Raw genomic sequence first — 19,134 nt, forward strand, 5'->3', positions numbered from 1 at the left:
CCTCGCACGGCCAAGGGGAGAACGGGTTTCATGAAGGGCGACATCAAGGTCATCGAGTATCTCAACCGCGGCTTGCGCAGCGAGCTGACCGCGGTGAGCCAGTACTGGCTCCACTTCCGGATGCTCAACGACTGGGGCTACATCGACCTCGCCAAGTTCTGGCGCAAGGAATCGATCGAGGAGATGAACCACGCGGACCGGTTCGTCGACCGGATCCTGTTCCTCGACGGCTTCCCCAACCTCCAGGAGCTCGATCCCCTGCGGATCGGCCAGAACGTCGAGGAGATCATCGCCTGCGATCTCGCCGCCGAGTGCGAGGCCCGCGCGCTCTACCTCGAAGCCGCCAAGTACTGCGATTCGATCAACGACCGGGTGTCGAAGCGCCTGTTCGAGGATCTGGCCGAGGACGAGGAAGGCCACATCGACTTCCTCGAGACCCAGCAGGAACTGATCCGCCAGATCGGCCTGCCGCTCTACGCCCAGCGCCACGTCGGCGGCCTGGAGCCGATCGCCCCCGAAGCCGAATGAACGGGATGCGGGATCGCCGGGGACCTCCGGCGATCCCGCGCGATGCTCAGTAGAGCCGGGTGCGGTAGGCCTCCTCGGTCGAGCGCTCGGCATCGGCGACGCTCACGGTGCCGGTCTGCTCGGCGAGGATGCGCCCGAGGCTCGGGAAGCTCTTGCGCTCGACCTGCGCCTTCGGCGACCACAGCTTGGCCCGCATCAGCGCCTTTGCGCAGTGGAAGAACACCTCCTCCACTGCGACGCGCAGACCCGTGACCGGGACCTTGCCCTGGGCGACCAGGGGCGCGAGCATCTCGGCCGACGTGACCAGCGCCGCGCGCCCGTTCACCCGCAGCGTCTCGTCGATGCCCGGCACGAAGAAGATCAGCCCGACCCCGGGATTGCCGAGCACGTTGCCGAAGCTGTCGACGCGGTTGTTGCCACGGCGGTCCGGGATCAGCAACGTCGCATCGTCGAGGATCCGGACGAAGCCGGGAGCGTCGCCGCGCGGGCTCGCGTCGGCCCGGCCTTCCGCGTCCATCGAGGCGAGCACCAGGAAGGGCGATAGCGCGATGAAATCGCGCGCGAAGTGATCGAGCCGCGGGAGCACCTTGTGCTCGGCCATCGGCCTGATCGCGCCGACATGCGTGCGCAACGCCTCGGGAACGCCGAGAATCGTGTCGTCGATCGTCCCGCTCAAGCGGCATCCTCCGGGTTCGGGCCGTCGCGGCCCTCTGACATGGCCTCGAGCCGGCCGGCACGCGCGATCGCCGCGCGAGACCGGACCGGCTCCGATTGAGCCTGCACCTCGGCCCCGGGCTGCACAACCCGCGCCACGGCCTGGAAACGGCCGACGCCGGTGTCCGTCGATGTCGTCGGCAAACCTGCATCGGAGCCTTGACGGCGCGACCGCCGGCCCTTGATCCTCGCCGCGACGATCGAGAGGCAGGGCGCATGGCCGAATCCGCATCGAACGAACGGCTGCCCCCGGCGCTGCGCGGCACGCTGGCCCTGCCGGTGATCGCCGCGCCGCTGTTCATCGTGTCGGGGCCCGACCTCGTGATCGCCCAGTGCCTGTCGGGCATCGTCGGGTCGTTTCCCGCGCTGAATGCCCGGCCGGCCGAACGCCTCGACACCTGGCTGTCGCTCATCACCGGCACGCTCGCCGCGGCGCGGGCGGCCGAGCCGACGCGGCGGATCGCGCCGTTCGCGGTCAACCAGATCGTCCACGCCTCGAACGACCGTCTGGCCCGGGACGTCGCCGCCTGCGTCGCCCACGCGGTCCCGATCGTCATCACCTCGCTCAGGGCGCCCGACGCCGTGGTGCGGCCGATCCACGGTTACGGCGGCGTGGTGTTCCACGACGTCACCACCGTCCGGCACGCGGAGAAGGCGCTGGAGGCCGGCGTCGACGGGCTGATCCTGGTCTGCGCCGGCGCGGGCGGGCATGCCGGCACGCTGAGCCCGTTCGCCCTGCTCGGCGAGGTGCGGCGCTTCTACGACGGGCCGATCATCCTGTCGGGGGCGATCACCACCGGCAGCGCGATCCTCGCCGCACAGGCGATGGGCGCCGACCTCGCCTACATGGGCACGCGCTTCATCGCGACGGCGGAGGCCAACGCCGCCGACGGCTACAAGGCGATGATCGTGGAAAGCGCGGCCGCCGACATCCTCTACACCCCGTTCTTCACCGGCGTGCCCGGAAACTACCTGAGCCCCAGCATTCGCGCCGCCGGGCTCGATCCCGAGAGCCTGCCGGATGTCGGCAAGAGCGCGATGAACTTCGGCAGCAGCCGGGCGAAGCCGTGGCGCGACGTGTGGGGTGCCGGCCAGGGCGTCGGGACGATCGCGGACGCGCCGCCCGTGGCGGACGTGGTCGCACGGCTCGCGCGCGAATACGCGGCTGCCCGCGCACGCCTGGGGGCCGCAGCCTACTCGGCTGCCTGAGGCCAAGGCAGTCGCCGATTTCGGGCGGCCTGCACATCCGGACCGTCCGCCTCGGCCAGTTCCGTCCGGCTGCGGCCGTTGCGCTTGGCGCGGTAGAGCGCGAGGTCGGCCCGGCGCATCAGGTCGTCGAAACGCTCATGTCCCGGCGTGCTCACCGCCACGCCGATGCTGCAGCTGACCTCGAGGTGCGGCAGCGTCGGCAGGCGCAGGGCGGCGAAGGCGCGGCCGAAGCGGACCGCCTCGCGCCGGGCGGCCTCCGGGGTCTGGACCGGGATCAGGCACGCGAACTCCTCGCCACCGAGCCGGCCGAACGCGCGATCGCCCGGCAGCAAGGCCCGCCCCAGGGCGCAGAAACCGACCAACACCCCGTCGCCGACCGCGTGGCCGTAGGTGTCGTTCACACGCTTGAAGTGATCGAGGTCGAACAGCAGCAGCGCGCTCGGCGAGGGCCGCGCCAGCATCGCCTCGGCCTCCAGCACGAAGGCGCGGCGGTTGGCGATGCCGGTCAGCGGATCGACCGATGCGGCGAGCCGCTGTGCCCGCTCGGCCCGCTCCTTGGTCAGCGCCATGAAGGTGAAGGCGATGGCGATCGTGAACAGCATCGCGGCAAAGCACAGGATCGCGACCCAGCGCGATTGCAGGGCGTCGGGGCTGGTCGGCAGGGGGGCGAGGAAGGCTGCGGGGATCCGGACCGCGTAGCAGATCCCGTAGATGCACAGCAGGATCATCGCGGGGTAGCGCGAGACCAGCCGCTCCGCCCGGCCGCGCCAGATCTCGTACGCGCTCGCCGTGCAGAAGACGGTGGCGATCGACGAGGCGAGGACGACCCGCGCCGCGATCGAGCCGTAGAACGCCGGGACGAGGCAGGCCGCCGCGAAGGCGCCGCCGCTCAGGATCGCGATCGACAGGCGCAGGCTCCGCCCCTCGAAGGCCCGCACGCCGCTCCAGATCAGACCGTAGGCGGCGATCATCATCGCGTTGGCGACGCCGATGGAGAGCCAGTCGGGGATCGTGCCGCGCAGGGCCAGCCCGCCGGAGGCGATCGCGCCCACGAGGTGCGCGACGCCCCAGATCGCCAGAGCGTGCGTCCGACGTGCCTGAACCCACGACAGCACGAAGAGCACGCCCACGAGGAACGTGAGGACGAAGGTCACCAGCAAGAGGGTCGCGATGTCGAGACGCATGGTCCGCTTGACGTCTCCCGACGATCACTCCGATGGCCGAGACCACACCTGTGATACGGCACCCGAGACTGAGCACAACATCAGACTAGAGCATATTCAACATCTAAACGCCTGTTTCGGGCCTGGCTACTACCAAAACTCCGTAACATAGGTTATCGAGATGACGGGCCAAATCATTCATCCGTCGCCACGCTTGCTCCCCGTCGGCTCCAGCGGCGTGATCCGCAGGGTCGTGATGCGATTCTTTGCCTTGCGCAGGACCTGGAAGCGGAAGCCGTGGAAGTTGAAGGCGGTTCCCTGGTCGGGGATGGCGCGCGCCTCGTGGATGACGAGCCCGGCGATGGTGGTCGCCTCCTCGTCCGGCAGGTTCCAGTCCATCGCCCGGTTGAGGTCGCGGATCGGCACGCCGCCGTCGGCGTTGACCGAGCCGTCGCCCTGCGGCCGCACGCCCGAGACGGTGACGTCGTGCTCGTCGGCGATGTCGCCGACGATCTCCTCGAGGATGTCCTCCAGGGTGATGAGGCCCATCACCTCGCCGTACTCGTCGACGACGAGGGCGAAGTGGGTCTTCTTCGAGAGGAAGGCCTTGAGCTGGTCGCGCAGGCTGGTGGTGTCCGGCACGAACCAAGTCTCGAGCGCCAGCGCCTCGACCTTGAGGCCGGACGCGTCGCCGCCGGCCGCGTCGAGGGCCCGGAGCAGGTCCTTGGCATGCAGCACGCCGACGACGTTCTCCGTGGTGCCGCGCCACAGCGGCATCCGTGTGTAGGGCGAGGCCAGCACCTCGCGCACGATCTCCTCGGAGGGCAGGTCGGCGTTGATGATCCGCATCTTGGTGCGGTGGACCATCACCTCCGAGACCGAGAGGTCGTTGAGGTCGAGCAGGCCGCCGAGCATGTCGCGCTCGGCCTTGGCCACCCCGCCCTCGCGGTGCAGCAGCGCGACCTGCCCGCGGATCTCCTCGGTCGGTGACAGGATCGACTGGTGGTCGCCGATCGTGACGCCGAACGGGCGCAGCATCAGCCGCACCAGGCTCTCGATCGCGAGCGCCGCCGGGCCCATCACCGCGACCGCGAAGGCGACGGGGCGGGCCATCATCAGGGCCGCCTTGTCGGGCTTCGAGATGGCGAGCGTCTTCGGCAGCACCTCGGCGAAGACGATCACCAGCACCGACATGCCGACGGTGGCGTAGATGACGCCGCTCTTGCCGAAGACCGCGGTCAGCACGCTCGTCATGAAGGCGGAGGCGCCGATCGCGACGATGTTGTAGCCGATCAGCATCGCGCCGATGAAGCGCTCGCGGATCGCCAGGATGCGGTTGACGATGCCCGCCCGCGCATCCCCCGCCTCCTCCAGGGAATGCATCCGCGCGCGGGACGCGGCGGTGAAGGCTGTCTCCGCGCCCGCGAAGAAGGCCGAGAGCAGCAGCGAGATCACGACGATGCTCGCGGCCAGCCAGAGGTCGGTGTGGGTTTCCATCGCGCCGGGTTTTCGAGCTCATGCCGTCGCGGCAGGCTCGGGATCGAGGCGCGACGGCGACATCCCTCATAGGGGATTCGGCGCCGGATTGCCCTATCGCCGGGCGCGCAGGATCAGGATTTGGCCGGCACCGCCGGTCCCAGGCGCGGCACGGGGCGCGGCAGCGCCCGCGCTGCGATGCAGGCGAGCGTCGCGAAACCGAGGAGGAAGCCGAAGGGGAGGCTCGTCGCCGCCATCGCCGGGCGCAGCAGCGCGACGAAGGGGGCGGCGAGCATCAAGGCCCGCTCGCGGTCGTGCAGGCCGCCGGCGCGGTGGGCGGCGATCGCGAGAAGGATCGTCGCCGGAACCAAAGGGACGAGGTCGTAGACCGGCACGTAGGGCGAGACCATCGGAGCCGCGGCGAGCAGCGTCGCGGCGCGCAGGCCGAGGTCGCCGTTGCCGGCCCAGACCCGCCAGGCGACCGCGAGCGCCGCGAGGCTCGCGCCGATCTGCAGCGTCCAGGCCGCTGCGAACGAGCCGCCGGCCAGCCGGACCGCGCCGAAGGCGCTGGCGTTGAGATCGAGGCCGGCGCCGGCCTCCTGCAGGATGATCCGGTTGGTCTCCGACAGGCTCGCGGCAAAAGCCTGCCACGGCGCGAGCCCGAACAGGACGACCGAGGCGAGGCACAGGGCCAGTGACGTGGCGAGGCAGGCGGCGAGCGCCTGTCGGCGGCCCGTCATGAGCAGCAGGAACGGCGCCAGCGCTGCGAGTTGCGGCTTGTAGGCGACGAGCCCGAAGCAGAGACCGGCGAGCCAGGGCCGCCCGTCGACCAGCATCGCTCCGAGCGTCAGCAATCCGGCGGTGACGAGGCCGTTCTGGCCGTAGGCGAGATTGCAGAGCACCAGCGGGTGCGCGAGCCCGATCAGCACCGCGTCGCGCCGCCCCGTCGCACGGTGGAGCGCAGCGGCGAAGATCGCGAGCGAGAGGGTGATCCAGACGAGGAAGGCTCCTTGCGGGCTCAGCAATGCGAGGGGGGACGCCGCCAGCAGGAACACCGGCGGGTAATGCCACGCGAACCGGCATTCCGGCCCGAAGGCCGCAGCGAGGTTCTGCAGGTGCACCGGCAGGTCGTAGGCCTCCGTCGCGCGTCCGCCCAGCGCCGTCCGGCCGACCACCCAGACCTGGGCGAGATCGCTGCCCATCACGTCGCCGAGCCAGTTGTGGCGCGGATCGGGACCGGTGCCGAAGGCGAGGTAGGCCAGCGCCAGGATCGTCGGAACCAGGAACGCGGCGGCCAGGCGCGCGAAACGGAGCAGGCCGGCATCGTCGGCGAGACGTTCCCGCAGGCTGGCCGCGAAGCGCTCCGACGCGCTGACACCCTCCGACGCGCCCATGGTCCGACCCGCATCCTGGCCGAGCGCCAGCGCGGCGACGATAGGGCCGCGAGGTTCCGCCGCGGTTAATGCGGGTCGGGCTCAGCCAGCCCGCAACTCGTCCTGCAGGAAGGCGCGCACCGCGTCCCGCTCGATTCCCGGCGCGATGAAGCTCCGGCCGATGCCGCGGGCGAGGATGAAGGTCAGCGCGCCGTCCTTCACCTTCTTGTCCTGCGCCATCGCGTCGAGCAGCGCGTCGGCGTCGCCGCAGCCGCCGGGCACGGCCTGGAGGGTGGTCGGCAGACCGGCGAGCGCGAGGTGGTTGGCGACGCGGCCCGCATCCTGGCCCGCGCACAGGCCGAGACGGGCCGAGAAGCGGAACGCCAGCGCCAGCCCGATCGCGACGCCCTCGCCGTGGACGAGGCGGGCCGACTCGTAGCCGGTGAGCCGTTCCAGCGCGTGGCCGAAGGTGTGGCCGAGATTCAAGAGGGCGCGCTCGCCGTCCTCGCGCTCGTCGCGGACGACGACGCCGGCCTTGGCGCGGCAGCAGATCGCCACCGCCTCGTCGCGCTCCGGCCCGCCGGAGAAGATCCCGCGCCAATGGGCCTCGCACCAGTCGAAGAAGCCGGCATCGCCGATCAGCCCGTACTTGGCGACCTCGGCGTAGCCCGCCCGCATCTCGCGCTCCGAGAGCGTGTCGAGGGTCGCGGTGTCGGCGAGCACGAGGCGGGGCTGGTGGAAGGCGCCGATCAGGTTCTTGCCGAGCGGCGAATTGATCCCGGTCTTGCCGCCGACCGAGGAATCGACCTGGGCGAGCAGGCTCGTCGGCACCTGCACGAAGCGCACGCCGCGCCGCAGGGTCGCCGCGGCGAAGCCCGCGAGATCGCCGACGACGCCGCCGCCGAGGGCGACCACGAGGTCGCCGCGCTCGACCTTGTGGGCGAGCAGGCCGTCGCAGACCGACGCGTAGGTCGCGTAGGATTTCGAGGCCTCGCCCGGCGCCACCGCGACGAGTGCGGAGCGCAGGCCCGCTTCCTCCAGGCTCCTCCGCAGGGCGTCGCCGTAGAGCGCCGCGACGGTCTCGTCGCTGACGATCACCGCCGCCTTGCCGCCCAGCGCCGCCACGCGCGCGCCGGCGCCGGCGATGAGGCCGCGCCCGATCAGGATGTCGTAGTCGCGGCCCTGGTCGAGGGGGACGTGGACGGCGAATGGCTCGGTCATGACAGCTTCACTGCGCGGCGACCGCGCGGCTCTCGTCCGGCGGGTTGAGGTAGGCGTCGAGGGCTTCGAGCACGTCCTGCACGACGCGGTCGTGGGCGACGTCGCGGGACAGCGCGGTCACGTCGGAGGCGGCATAGACCGGATGGCGCAGGTCCATCAGGTCGCGCATGGTCCGCTCGGGATCCTCGGTCTGGAGCAGCGGGCGGTTGCCGCGCTTGCGCACCCGCCGCATCAGCACGTCGAGCTCGGCCTTGAGCCAGACCGACACGCCCGATTCCGCGATCCGCGCGCGGGTCGACTCGCGCATGAACGCGCCGCCGCCGGTGGCCAGGACCAGAGGCCCCGCCCGCAGCAGGCGCGAGATCACGCGCTCCTCGCCGTCGCGAAAGCTCGGCTCGCCGTAGATCGCGAAGATGTCGGGGATGGTCAGGCCGGCGGCCGCCTCGATCTCGATGTCGGCGTCCTTGAAGATCAGGCCGAGCCGGCTCGCGAGGCGGCGGCCGACGGTGCTCTTGCCCGCTCCCATCAGGCCGACGAGCACGATCGAGCGCGAGCCGAGGGCCCGGCGCAGGCGCGCTTCGATCGGATCGCCCATCGGCTCGGGCGTGGTCATCGGGCGGGGCTCGGCATGGACGGCAAAGGGCGGGTCGGCGACGGGGCTGGAAGCGGGTGCGGCGGTGTCCCGGGTCTTATACCAAGTCTGCGGGGTTATCACCCATGCGGTCGGGCCCGCGGCCGCCGCCCCCTGAAATCTCGGAAAAGGCCCGGAGACGGCGTGGAGCCGGCCCGATGCGCCGGCCCATCGTCGCGGCGAGACGGGCGCAGGATGTGGCCTTCCGGGCCTTGCCAGCGCGGCGGCGGCATGGTGCAACCCGGGTCGCCGCGGCGCAAAACTTAAGTCCCCGCTGCGCCCTGCTCCATCGCGTCCGCGTGCCCCGAGGTTCGACCGCTGTGCCGACCCTATTCCGTTTCTTCGCCACCCTCGCGATCCTGGCCGGCCTCGTCTTCGCCGGCATGTTCGCGCTCGCGACCTTCGTGACGCCGACGCCGCGGGAAATGAGCGTGACCATCCCCGCCTCGAAGCTCCAGCCGGGCGGCCGGTGAGGGAGGAGCGTCCGCCCGAGGCCGAGCGGCGGACGCCGCCCGAGATCGCGGCCTACCTCGACATGCTGGCCGCCGAGCGCGGGGCGGCGAAGAACACCCTCGAAGCCTACCGGCGCGATCTCGACGACTACTTCGGTCACCTCGCCGACGAGGGCCTCGACCTCGCCGAGATCGAGGCGGCGGACCTCCGCGCCTACGTCGCCTCCCTCGAGCCGCGTGGCCTGAAGCCGGCCTCCGCCGCCCGGCGGCTCTCCTGCATCCGCGGCTTCCACAAGTTCCTCTACGCGGAAGGGCTGGCCGAATCCGATCCGAGCGCGCCGCTCACCGGCCCGCGCCGCGGCCGCGCGCTGCCGAAGGTGCTGTCGGTCGCCGAAGTCGACCGGCTGCTCGCGACGGCGCGCGCACAGATCGATGCGGCGGTCGAGGCCGAGGCGCCGGGCCAGGCGCGGCGGGCGCAGCGGATGCTGTGCCTGCTCGAGCTGCTCTACGCCACGGGCCTGCGCGTCTCCGAGCTGATCGCGCTTCCGCGCTCGGCCGCCTCGACCCGCGAGCGCTACCTCGTGGTGCGGGGAAAGGGCGGCCGCGAACGGCTCGTGCCGCTCACCGAGCTGGCGCGCGACGCGATGCGCCGGCACCTCGCCGCCTCGCCGAGCGACGCGCCGTGGCTGTTTCCCGCCGACAGCGAGAGCGGCCATCTCACCCGGCAGGCCTTCGCCCGCGACCTGAAGGCGGCGGCGGAGGCCGCGGGCCTGCGCGCCGACAAGGTCAGCCCGCACGTACTGCGCCACGCCTTCGCCAGCCACCTGCTGCACAACGGCGCCGACCTGCGGATCGTGCAGGAGCTGCTCGGCCACGCCGACATCTCGACGACGCAGATCTACACGCACGTCCTCGACGACCGCCTGAAGAGCATGGTCCGCGACCTGCATCCGCTGATGGACGAGCCCTCCGGCCCCGACGGCGCACCGGAGGTGCAGCCGTGAGGGCTCCGATCCGCCGCGTGCGGCGTTGACCGGCTCAGGCGACGGAAGCGGGCGATCGGCGATGGGAGTGCGTTTGCGGCGTTGGAGGAAGGGCGCGGTCCGGGCGCTGAAGCTCGTCGCCCGCCCGGTCCGCCGGGCGCAGGGGCGCGGCGGCATCGTCATCGAGCCCTATCGCGGCTACGGCTCCGCCGACGAGATCTTCCTGATCGGCCGCATCTTCCGCCAGTCCCATCCCGATACGGCACCGGGCGACGAGAGCCTGCGCGCGCAGCTGCGGGACATCGCCCGGCGGATCGCGCGGCGGGCGCTGAAGGACGCCGCCGTCACCGCCCGCTTCGGCGGCGCGCAGGCGCGGGTCGTGACCGACCGCGACGGCTACTTCCGCGTCCATCTCAGCCCGGAGGCGTTGCCCGCGGGCGACCATGGCTGGCACGACGTTGACCTCACGCTCGAGGCGGAGCCGCCGGTGCGGGCGCGGGGGCAGGTGTTCGTGCCGCCGGGCGCCACCGGCTGCGTCGTCGTCAGCGACATCGACGACACGGTGATGCGCACGGGCGTCGCCAACAAGGCCAAGATGCTGTGGCGGCTGTTCGTGGAGGATGCCGAGAACCGCGTCGCCTTTCCCGGCGTCGCCGCGCTCTACCGGGCCCTCTACGTCGGCCCAGACGGCATCGAGGCCAACCCGATGCTCTACGTCTCGCGCGCGCCGTGGGGCCTGTACGAGATGCTGTCGGAGTTCTTCACGATCCACGGCATCCCGGTGGGCCCGATCCTGTTCCTGCGCGAATGGGGCCTGTCGTGGAAGCACCCCCTCCCCCGCCGGGCGGAGGATCACAAGCGCGCCCTGATCGTCCACATGCTGTCGCTGTATCGCGACCTGCCCTTCGTGCTGATCGGCGACAGCGGGCAGCACGATCCGGAGGTCTACGGCCGGATCGTCGCCGACCATCCGGGCCGGGTGAAGGCGGTCTACATCCGCAACGTGTCGCGGGACGCCGACCGCATCCGCGAGATCGAGGCGCTGGCGCAGGTCGTCGCGGCCGCCGGGAGCCACCTCGTCATTGCCGCCGACAGCACCGCCATCGCCCGGCACGCAGCGGGCCTCGGCCTGATCGCACCGGGCGCGGTCGCCCTGGTGGCGGACGAGCACGCGGCCGGCGGCGAGCCGGCGGAGCTGACCGCGGAGACCGCCCTGCCGGGCGACCTCGGCTCCGTCCTCGGCGGCGCCGGAGGAACCTTGCCGCCGAGCGTCGTCGTCGAGGCGTCGGCGCAGGACGGATCGCATGTCTCGACCTAACGCCACCAAGCGTGCCGTCGCTGTCGCCGCCGGGTCACACTTCACAGAAGCGTGATTCCGGCCGTTGACTCTTCGGGACCGCGGAAGCCACTTGGCGGGGACGGTTCCCCTCGGGGATCAAAAGGGAACGCGGTGAGGACGAGGCTCCGAGGAGCCTTTCCGATGCCGCGGCTGCCCCCGCAACTGTAAGCGGCGAGCCTCCATCAACACGTCACTGGGTCACGGCGCCTGGGAAGACGATGAGGGGCAGCGACCCGCGAGCCAGGAGACCTGCCGTCAGTCGTGGTCACACGCGAAACGCGTCGGGCGGGGTGCCTCGACGGGTGTCGAGACGCATGGGCCCGCGCGGCGCATGCGGGGCGGCCTCGTTCGCGGTGACGTGCCACCACACGCGTCCGCACGTCCCTCCCATGCCCTTGCCTACCGCGAGACCCGCGCCGAACGACGCACAGGAAGCCGCCCGGCATCCGTGCGCCGGCGGCCGAGCCGCGTTCGGTCGATCGCCTAATTGTAACATTGTTACATTCGATGTAGGTCGAGGGTCGGGCAGGCCGTCGCGTCGCGCCGATAGAGCCGAATCCGATCCATGCTCGTTCTTCTGCAAACCGCTCGTTCCCTCGGGCGCGCGATGCGCTGCCCGCTCCTCGCCGGCACGGCGCTCGTCATCTTCGCTCCGCCGCGAGAGGCCGGCGCCCAGCCGATCGCCGGCGAATCGGCGAGCGTCGTGCTCGACACCCTCACGGTCGCGGGCGACGGCGTCGGCTTGAGCCGCGCCGCGCCCGTCGGCCTCAACCTGCGCACGCCCGACCGCGGCGCGAGCCGCCTCGGCCTCACGCCGCTGGAGACCCCCGGCAGCGTCGACGTCATCTCCGGCGAGACCGCGCGGCTGCGCGGCCAGGACACGATCGCGGACGCCGTGACGCAGAACGCCACCGGCATCACCACCATCGCCTCGCCGGGCAACGGCAACGGCGCCTTCACCAGCCGCGGATTCTCGGGGCCGAACTCGATCCAGCAGCTCTACGACGGCACGCGGCTGTTCGTCGGCGCCAACACGGTGACCTTCCCGTTCGACACCTGGAACGTCGAGCGCATCGAGGTGCTGCGCGGGCCGGCCTCCGTGCTCTACGGCGACGGGGCGATCGGCGGCGTCATCAACGTGGTGACGAAGAAGCCGACCTTCACGCCCATCAACGTGGTGCGGGCCGGCGTCGGATCGGACGGGATCGCGCGGCTCGCCCTCGATTCCGGCGGCCCGATCGGCGACGCGGTGGCCTATCGCCTCAACGTCAGCGGCAACCGCGCCGGCGGCTGGATCAGCCCGGACGGCGACTTCCGCAACCTCGCGGTCTCGGGCGCGATCCTGCTCCAGGCCACGCCCGACCTCGCCTTCACCCTGAGCCACGACCTCGGCTATCAGGAGCCGGCGCGCTACTGGGGCACGCCGCTGGTCCACGGGCGCATCCCGGATTTCATCCGGTTCAAGAACTACAACGTCCGCGACGCCAAGATCACCTGGGCGGACAACTGGACCCAGCTCAAGACGGAATGGACGCCCACCGCCGACATCACGGTGCGCAACACCGCCTACCGGCTGCAGAGCAGGCGCCACTGGCTCGACGTCGAGACCTACAGCTTCAACCGATCGACGCGATTGGTCGACCGGAGCGACTACACCGAAATCTACCACCAGCAGGAACAGCTGGGGAACCGGTTCGACGCCGCGTTCAAGGGCACGCTGTGCGGCTTCCGCAACGAGTTCCTGGCCGGCTTCGACGTGAACCACATCGACTTCCGGCACATCAACAACTTCTCGACCGTCGGATCGGGCCTCGTCATCAGCGTCCCGCTGACGGATTACGACCCGGGCTCGTTCCCGCTGAACGGCCGCGCCAGCCCGGCCTACGCGACAAGCACCGACCAAGCCTCGGTCTTCGCCGAGGACCGGCTGATCCTCACCGACCAGCTCTCGTTCCTGTCCGGCGTCCGGTTCGATGCCTCGACCCTGCAGCGCGAGAACCTGATGAGCAACGCGCAGTTCGAGAAGTCCTTCCAGGGCCTCGGCTACCGCTTCGGGCTGGTGTTCAACCCGACGCCGGACACCGCGCTCTATGCGCAGGTCGCCACCGCCACGGACCCGGTGAACAGCCTGATCACGCTGTCGCAATCGCTGGCCGGCTTCAAGCTCTCCACCGGCGAGCAGGTCGAGCTCGGCGCCAAGGGCGTGTTCTGGGACGGCCGAGGCGAGTGGACGCTCGCCGGCTACCGCATCGTCAAGGACAACCTGATCTCGGCGGTGCCGGGCCAGCCGAACGTCTCGACGCAGGTCGGCCGGCAATCCTCCTACGGGGTCGAGGCGGCGCTCTCGCTGCAGGTCACGCCGCTCTGGCGGGTCGACGCGAACCTCGCCCTGCTGCACGCACAGTACGATTCCTTCGACCTGGCCGTGAACGGCGCGACGATTTCGTACGCCGGCAACCGGCCGATCGACGTGCCCGAGCGGGTCGCCAACCTCTGGCTCAATTACGCCTTCGCGCCGACCTGGGAAGCACGGGTCGGGTTCCAGTACGTCGGCGAGGTGTTCAGCGATTTCGGCAACACCGCGCGACGCCCGGCCTACGGGCTGGTCAACCTCGGCCTCGACCATCAGGTCACGCCGGCCTCGCGCCTGTCCTTCCGCGTCTTCAACCTGTTCGACAAGGTCTACGCGATCAGCGGAAACGCGGTGGACGGGGTCGGCACAAACTGGCTCCTCGGGCGACCGCGCTCGTTCGAGGTCGCCTTCACGACGGCGTTCTGAGATGGCCTCCGCGGCGCGCACGCTCGCCAAGCTCGCTAAGCTCGGCAAGACGGGGAAGCGGTGGCTGCATCTCGGCCATCGCTGGCTCGGCATCGTCACGGGGCTGTTCTTCGCGACGTGGTTCGTGAGCGGCGTGGTGATGATGTACGTCGCCTACCCGTCGCTGACCGAGCCCGAGCGCCGGGCCGGGCTGCCCGCGATCGCCTGGGACGCGGTGCGGGTCTCGCCGGACGCGGCATTGGCCAACGAGCCTGGCTTTCCCCGGGCGCTGAGCCTGTCGATGCGGGGGGCCGAGCCAGTCTACCGGGTCGCGCGTTGGGACGGGTCCCGCCGCGCCGTCTCCGCGGTCGACGGCCGGGCGATCGGCCCCGCGTCACCGGACGAGGCCCTCGCCATCGCCGGCCACGATCCGCGCAGCCTGCGCCCGGCCTACCGCGACACGCTCGCCTACGATCTGTGGACGGTGCACCAGCGCTACGATGCGGTGCGCCCGCTCCACCGCATCGCGCTCGGCGATGCGGACGGCACCGAGCTCTACGTCTCGCAGCTGACCGGTGCCGTGGTGCTCGACACCACGGCGCACGAGCGATTCTGGAACTGGTTCGGCGCCGTCCCGCACTGGCTCTACGTCGCGCCGCTGCGGGCGCAGGCCGCGCTGTGGCGCAGGGTGATCGTGTGGGTCTCGGGGATCGCGATGGTCGGGGCCGTCACCGGGTTCGTGCTCGGGCTCCTGCGGATGCGGATCGCCCGACGCTATCGCTCCGGCGCGGTGACGCCCTATCGCGGCCTCGCGCGCTGGCATCATCTCGGCGGCCTGATCGGCGGGCTCGCGCTGTTGAGCTTCATCGTCAGCGGCTGGCTCTCGATGAACCCGAACCGCTGGTTCTCCTCCTCCAGCCCGTCGCAGGCGATGCTCGAACGCTACGCCGACGCACCCGGCGCCCGCACCGGGCTCGACCGCGCCGCGATCCGCCAGCGCGCCTGCACGGACGCGGCGGAGGTGCGGTTCACCTGGCTCGGCGGTGCGCCTCTCGCGGTGATCGCCTGCCGCGACGGACGGGAGATCGCCTGCTGCGGAACGGCGCCGGTCGCGCCCGACCGGCTGGACGCCGCCGCGCGCCGCCTGGTCCCGGAGGCTCGATCGATGACGACCTCTCGGCTCGAGCACGAGGACTTCTACTGGACGTCGCACCACCGCGCCCGGCGCCTGCCGGTGCTCCGGGTGGTGTTCGACGACCCGGCGGCGACGTGGTTCCACATCGATCTCGAGACCGGCGAGATCCTGAACCGGCTCGACCGGTCGGGCCGCGTCGAGCGCTGGGGCTTCGACCTGCTGCACACCCTCGATCTCCGCATCCTCCTGCGCCACCGGCCCGCCTGGGACGGGGTCATGCTGCTGCTGCTCGCGGCCGGATCGGTGATCGCGGGCTCGGGCGTGGCGATGGGCTGGCGCCGGCTGAGACGGCCGGCGGCCGGATCGCGCCCGGCTTGAGTGCGGGCCGATCCCCTCGCTCGGCTCGGCGAGGCTTGCTCAGCGAGGCTTGCTCAGCGAGGCTTGGCCCGCACGGGGCGGCAGCGCTACCATCGCAGCGAAGGGCCCGGAGCGGTTCGCGAACAGACAGGGACGGACGCTGCCATGGCGCGCGCGCGAAAAGTCATCATCACCTGCGCCGTAACCGGCGCGATCCATACGCCGAGCATGTCGCCCTACCTGCCGGTGACGCCGGAGGAGATCGCCGACGCCGCAATCGGCGCGGCGGAGGCGGGCGCGGCCATCGTCCACCTGCACGCCCGCAACCCGCAAACCGGCGAGCCCGACCAGACGCCGGAGGCCTTCGCCAATTTCCTGCCCGTCATCAAGCAGCGCTCGAGCTGCGTGGTGAACATCACCACCGGCGGCGCGCCGACGATGACCATCCAGGAGCGCGTGCGCCCGGCCGCGACCTTCAAGCCGGAGATCGCCTCGCTCAACCTCGGCTCGATGAACTTCGGCCTGTTCGGGATGCTCGACCGCTTCAAGGATCTCGAGCACGAATGGGAGCGGACGTATCTGGCCAACAAGGACATCATCTTCCGCAACTCGTTCGGGCAGATCGAGCACATCCTCACCACCTGCGCCGGCAACGACACACGATTCGAGTTCGAGTGCTACGACACCGCCCACCTCTATAATCTCAAATACTTCTTCGACCGCGGCCTGGTGAAGGCGCCGCTGTTCATCCAGACCGTGTTCGGGTTGCAGGGCGGCATCGGCTCGCACCCGGACGACGTGATGCACATGAAGCGTACCGCCGATCGGCTGTTCGGTGACCAGTACCGCTGGTCGGTGCTGGGCGCCGGACGCAATCAGATGAACATCGCGGCGATGGCGGCGGCGATGGGCGGCAACGTCCGCGTCGGGCTCGAGGACAGCCTCTGGGCAGGCCCGGGCCGGCTCGCGCAGTCGAACGCCGAGCAGGTCGCCCAGGTCCGCCGGATCATCGAAGGGCTGGGGCTCGAGGTCGCGACGCCGGATGATGCCCGCGAGATGCTGTCGCTGAAGGGCGGCGACCGCGTCGGGTTCTGAGGCCCGTCACCCGGCGGGGTTCGCGAGAATCTTGCCGGGATTGAGGATGTTCCTCGGGTCGAGCGCGCGCTTGACCGCGCGCATCGTCGCGATCTCGGCGGTCGAGCGCGAGAGCCCGAGCTTGCCGCGCTTCTCCAGCCCGATGCCGTGCTCGGCCGAGACCGAGCCTTGAAGCGCGGCGAGCGGCTCGTAAATCGCCGCCTCGACCTCTGCTTCGAGGGCGGGGTCCGGCAGGCGCGCGGTGTTCCAGTGGATGTTGTTGTCGCCGACATGCCCGTAGGCGACGCTGGCCGCGTCCGGGTGGATCGCGGCGATCCGCGCGCGCGCCTCGGCGACGTAGCCGGCCATGGCCGAAAGCGGGACGCTGACGTCGAACGGGCGGGCGAGCCCGGCCTCGACCAGGATCTCGACGCGGTCGCGGATGCGCCACAGTGCGCGGCGCCGCTCCTCGGACGCCGAGACCACGGCATCGTGCACGACCGCCTCGGCCATCAGGGTCTCGAGCAGGCTCAAGAAGCGCGGTTCCTCCTCGGGCACGCACTCGACCTCGATCAGCGCGTAGTACGGGTGCTCCCGGGGGAGCGGCGGGGTGAAGCGGCCGGGCGCGGTCATCGTCCGGTAGAAGTCGGGCCACATGCCCTCGAAGGACGACACCCGGCCCTGGAACGCCCGCTGCGCGCGGGCGAGAATGGCGGCGGCGGCGTTCACGTCGGCGCAGGCGACGAGCGCGGTGGCGTAGCCGGCCGGCGCCGGGCGCAGGCGCAGCACCGCGCGGGTGACGACGCCGAGCGTCCCCTCCGTGCCGACGAAGAGCTGCTTCAAGTCGAGCCCGGTGTTGTTCTTGATCAGCGGCCGCATCGACGAGACGATCGTGCCGTCGGCGAGCACCGCTTCGAGGCCGAGCACCATCTCGCGCATCATCCCGTAGCGCAGCACCCGCAGGCCGCCGGCATTGGTGCTGATCGTGCCGCCGATCGTCGCCGAGCCGCGGGCTCCGAGATCGAGGGGAAAGAACAGGTCCGCCACTTCCGCTGCCGCCTGCACCGCCTCGAGCGTGGTGCCGGTGCGGACCACCATCGTCATCGCCGAGGGATCGAGCGCCTCGATCCCGGTCATGCGCTCGAGCGACAGGGCGATGTCGCCGGGCGCGCAGAGGATGCCGTCGACGAGGCCGGTGGCGCCGCCGCGCGGGACGACGGCGCGCCCCGCCGCGTGGCAGGCGGCGAGCACCGCCGAGACGTGCTCGGTGCTGCGGGGGCGGACGAGCGCGGCCGCGGCGCAAGGCTCGTCGGCACGGGTCCAGCTCGCGGGTCGGCTCGCGAGCTCGTCGCCGACGACGAGGCCGTCGGGTCCGAGGATGTCGGTGAGCCGGTCGAGAAGCGGGTCCGTCATGGGCGTGCGCGGCGTTCGGCGATCATGGGGTCGGGCGACGACGGTCTACACGATCGCGTGCGCGGCCGAAGCCGGCGGCGTGACATTCCGCACCTGCGTTCGGGGGATCGATGCGGCTCCCGCGGGCAACCGCCGCCCGCCGCATTGCAGCATCCCACCCCTCGCCCTTCCACGGCCGGAAAGAGCTCATACGGTCCGGCGCTTCGAAAACCGCGGAGCGCGCCATGGGAACCTACACGCTCGCCATCGCCGACGGCGTCCTGTTCGCCTGCCTGCCGGACGAGGCCGACATCGGCTCGGCCATCACCGAGGCGACGGCGACCAATTACGGTTTCGGCATCGCGCTCAGCATCGTGCGCGGCACCGAGCTGACCGATGCGGCGCGGCCCGAGGACGACGTGGTCTGGCGCGAGACCTCCGACAGCGAGCTGCTCGACGCGGAGGGGCGCCGCTATCGCTACGCCGTGCGCCGGGCGGCCTGACGCCCCGCGCCTGGCTGCGACCAGGATCCCCGGATCACAGGACGTTCGTGCGACGGGTGCCGTCGCAGGGGGCGAGCCGGCGCCCGGCTCGCACGAACGTCGGCTAGCGGCAGGAGCGCGGCAGGCGCCGCTTCCAGCGCTGGCCCGGCGCGAGGGCGGGTTCGGTCGATCGCGACTTCGTCGGCCTGCGCATCACGACAGGCGCTGCGGCGACCGGAGCGACGGCGGTCACCGGCGGAGCCGGGATCGCCGGGGCAGCGACGGCCGGCTCCGAGGACGCGTCCGCGATGTCGGCGAACGACCAGATCGCATCGGGGCGCACCATTTCGGATCGTGCCTGATCCGAACGGCCGGCTTCGGAGCGCGGGCTTTCGGACCGCATCTGCGGAGGCTTCACCCGCTTCACGCGCGGAAGCCGAAGCTCGCGCTCGATCACGGGTTCGGCCACCTCGGGCTCGGGCTCCGCCACCATCAGGCTCTGCAGGATTCGCCGAGGCTTCTCCGCCGGCACCGGCGGCGCGGGGGCGGCGGCCTGGTCGGGCCAGACCGTATCGAACGGCGACGGCGTCTCGGGCGCCGGATCGAGCGCGGCCCAGTTCAGGGGCGCCGGGGTAGGATCATTCGGCCAGGACAGGGAGTGGCGGTTCTTCGACTTGACCTCGACGGTAAAGGACCGTCGCACACGGCTGCGCAACATGCGGCGTATGATTCTCTTGGATTTGGACAGGAACGCGCGGACGCGTACCGTATTCCATGACGCTTCTTCGGCATTTTGTCGAGACGACAGTGCAGAATCGGTTTCCAACACGGAAATTCCAGGCAGAAA

17 protein-coding genes and 1 riboswitch are annotated in these 19,134 nt (G+C 71.1%); of the genes, 9 read left to right on the forward strand and 8 right to left on the reverse strand.

The features are described from left to right. Positions 1 to 30: 30 nt before the first annotated feature. Positions 31 to 528, forward strand: coding sequence for a bacterioferritin (bfr, locus tag MKK55_RS16020; protein ID WP_147727192.1), 498 nt, complete (start codon positions 31 to 33; stop codon positions 526 to 528). Positions 529 to 574: 46 nt separating this feature from the next. On the opposite strand, the gene MKK55_RS16025 is transcribed toward bfr, so the two are convergent. Further along, positions 575 to 1,204, reverse strand: a complete 630-nt coding sequence (locus tag MKK55_RS16025; protein ID WP_279596234.1) for a pyridoxamine 5'-phosphate oxidase family protein — start codon at positions 1,202 to 1,204, stop codon at positions 575 to 577. A 254-nt stretch (positions 1,205 to 1,458) separates the two neighbouring features. Here MKK55_RS16025 and MKK55_RS16030 point away from each other — a divergent pair, with 254 nt between their 5' ends. Then, positions 1,459 to 2,451 (forward strand): NAD(P)H-dependent flavin oxidoreductase, encoded by a 993-nt coding sequence (locus MKK55_RS16030; RefSeq protein ID WP_243936287.1) that lies wholly within the window; start codon positions 1,459 to 1,461, stop codon positions 2,449 to 2,451. Here MKK55_RS16030 and MKK55_RS16035 read toward each other — a convergent pair. The 5 genes from MKK55_RS16035 to MKK55_RS16055 all read right to left on the reverse strand — a co-directional run bounded on the left by MKK55_RS16035 (position 2,436) and on the right by MKK55_RS16055 (position 8,297). After that, positions 2,436 to 3,635: a sensor domain-containing diguanylate cyclase gene (locus MKK55_RS16035; RefSeq protein WP_243936289.1), complete on the reverse strand. Its 1,200-nt coding sequence runs from the start codon at positions 3,633 to 3,635 to the stop codon at positions 2,436 to 2,438. The genes MKK55_RS16030 and MKK55_RS16035 overlap by 16 nt on opposite strands. A 177-nt stretch (positions 3,636 to 3,812) precedes the next feature. After that, entirely contained in the window at positions 3,813 to 5,111 is a 1,299-nt protein-coding gene (locus MKK55_RS16040; RefSeq protein ID WP_147841603.1) for an HlyC/CorC family transporter, read from the reverse strand. A 113-nt stretch (positions 5,112 to 5,224) separates the two neighbouring features. Further along, on the reverse strand, positions 5,225 to 6,484 hold the full coding sequence (locus MKK55_RS16045; protein WP_243936291.1) for a glycosyltransferase family 87 protein: 1,260 nt from the start codon (positions 6,482 to 6,484) through the stop codon (positions 5,225 to 5,227). A gap of 81 nt (positions 6,485 to 6,565) precedes the next feature. Then, positions 6,566 to 7,684, reverse strand: coding sequence for a 3-dehydroquinate synthase (gene aroB, locus MKK55_RS16050; protein WP_243936293.1), 1,119 nt, complete (start codon positions 7,682 to 7,684; stop codon positions 6,566 to 6,568). A gap of 7 nt (positions 7,685 to 7,691) precedes the next feature. Then, positions 7,692 to 8,297 (reverse strand): shikimate kinase, encoded by a 606-nt coding sequence (locus MKK55_RS16055; RefSeq protein WP_147727186.1) that lies wholly within the window; start codon positions 8,295 to 8,297, stop codon positions 7,692 to 7,694. A 338-nt stretch (positions 8,298 to 8,635) separates the two neighbouring features. On the opposite strand from MKK55_RS16055, the gene MKK55_RS29225 reads away from it, so the two are divergent. From MKK55_RS29225 to MKK55_RS16085, 6 genes are all read left to right on the forward strand, one after another. Continuing rightward, positions 8,636 to 8,788 carry a histidine kinase gene (locus MKK55_RS29225; protein WP_147730042.1) on the forward strand — a complete coding sequence of 51 codons (153 nt, stop codon included), beginning with the start codon at positions 8,636 to 8,638 and terminating at the stop codon, positions 8,786 to 8,788. Beyond that, positions 8,785 to 9,771 carry a site-specific tyrosine recombinase XerD gene (locus tag MKK55_RS16065; RefSeq protein WP_313898914.1) on the forward strand — a complete coding sequence of 329 codons (987 nt, stop codon included), beginning with the start codon at positions 8,785 to 8,787 and terminating at the stop codon, positions 9,769 to 9,771. The genes MKK55_RS29225 and MKK55_RS16065 overlap by 4 nt, the downstream gene beginning before the upstream one ends. 61 nt (positions 9,772 to 9,832) lie before the next feature. Continuing rightward, complete coding sequence (locus MKK55_RS16070) at positions 9,833 to 11,068, forward strand: App1 family protein (protein WP_243936295.1); 1,236 nt, start codon at positions 9,833 to 9,835, stop codon at positions 11,066 to 11,068. A gap of 84 nt (positions 11,069 to 11,152) precedes the next feature. After that, a riboswitch (cobalamin riboswitch) is annotated at positions 11,153 to 11,361 on the forward strand. 293 nt (positions 11,362 to 11,654) lie between these two features. Then, a complete protein-coding gene (locus MKK55_RS16075) occupies positions 11,655 to 13,868 on the forward strand; it encodes a TonB-dependent receptor (protein WP_243936297.1) in 2,214 nt (737 codons plus the stop codon). A gap of 1 nt (position 13,869) precedes the next feature. Further along, the gene (locus tag MKK55_RS16080; RefSeq protein WP_243936299.1) at positions 13,870 to 15,360 is read left to right on the forward strand and encodes a PepSY domain-containing protein; all 1,491 of its coding nucleotides are present in this window, start codon (positions 13,870 to 13,872) and stop codon (positions 15,358 to 15,360) included. Between the two features lie 144 nt (positions 15,361 to 15,504). Beyond that, complete coding sequence (locus MKK55_RS16085) at positions 15,505 to 16,434, forward strand: 3-keto-5-aminohexanoate cleavage protein (protein WP_243936302.1); 930 nt, start codon at positions 15,505 to 15,507, stop codon at positions 16,432 to 16,434. Between the two features lie 6 nt (positions 16,435 to 16,440). On the opposite strand, the gene MKK55_RS16090 is transcribed toward MKK55_RS16085, so the two are convergent. Next, positions 16,441 to 17,826, reverse strand: a complete 1,386-nt coding sequence (locus MKK55_RS16090) for an FAD-binding oxidoreductase (protein WP_243936303.1) — start codon at positions 17,824 to 17,826, stop codon at positions 16,441 to 16,443. Positions 17,827 to 18,050: 224 nt separating this feature from the next. On the opposite strand from MKK55_RS16090, the gene MKK55_RS16095 reads away from it, so the two are divergent. Continuing rightward, positions 18,051 to 18,308 (forward strand): hypothetical protein, encoded by a 258-nt coding sequence (locus MKK55_RS16095; RefSeq protein ID WP_147729370.1) that lies wholly within the window; start codon positions 18,051 to 18,053, stop codon positions 18,306 to 18,308. A 103-nt stretch (positions 18,309 to 18,411) separates the two neighbouring features. Here the strand turns inward: MKK55_RS16095 and MKK55_RS16100 are convergent, their stop codons facing one another. Beyond that, positions 18,412 to 19,113: a hypothetical protein gene (locus tag MKK55_RS16100; protein WP_243936305.1), complete on the reverse strand. Its 702-nt coding sequence runs from the start codon at positions 19,111 to 19,113 to the stop codon at positions 18,412 to 18,414. Positions 19,114 to 19,134 lie beyond the last annotated feature (21 nt).

The sequence above is a fragment of the Methylobacterium sp. J-059 genome, from assembly GCF_022829485.1.
Classification (GTDB): Bacteria; Pseudomonadota; Alphaproteobacteria; order Rhizobiales; family Beijerinckiaceae; genus Methylobacterium.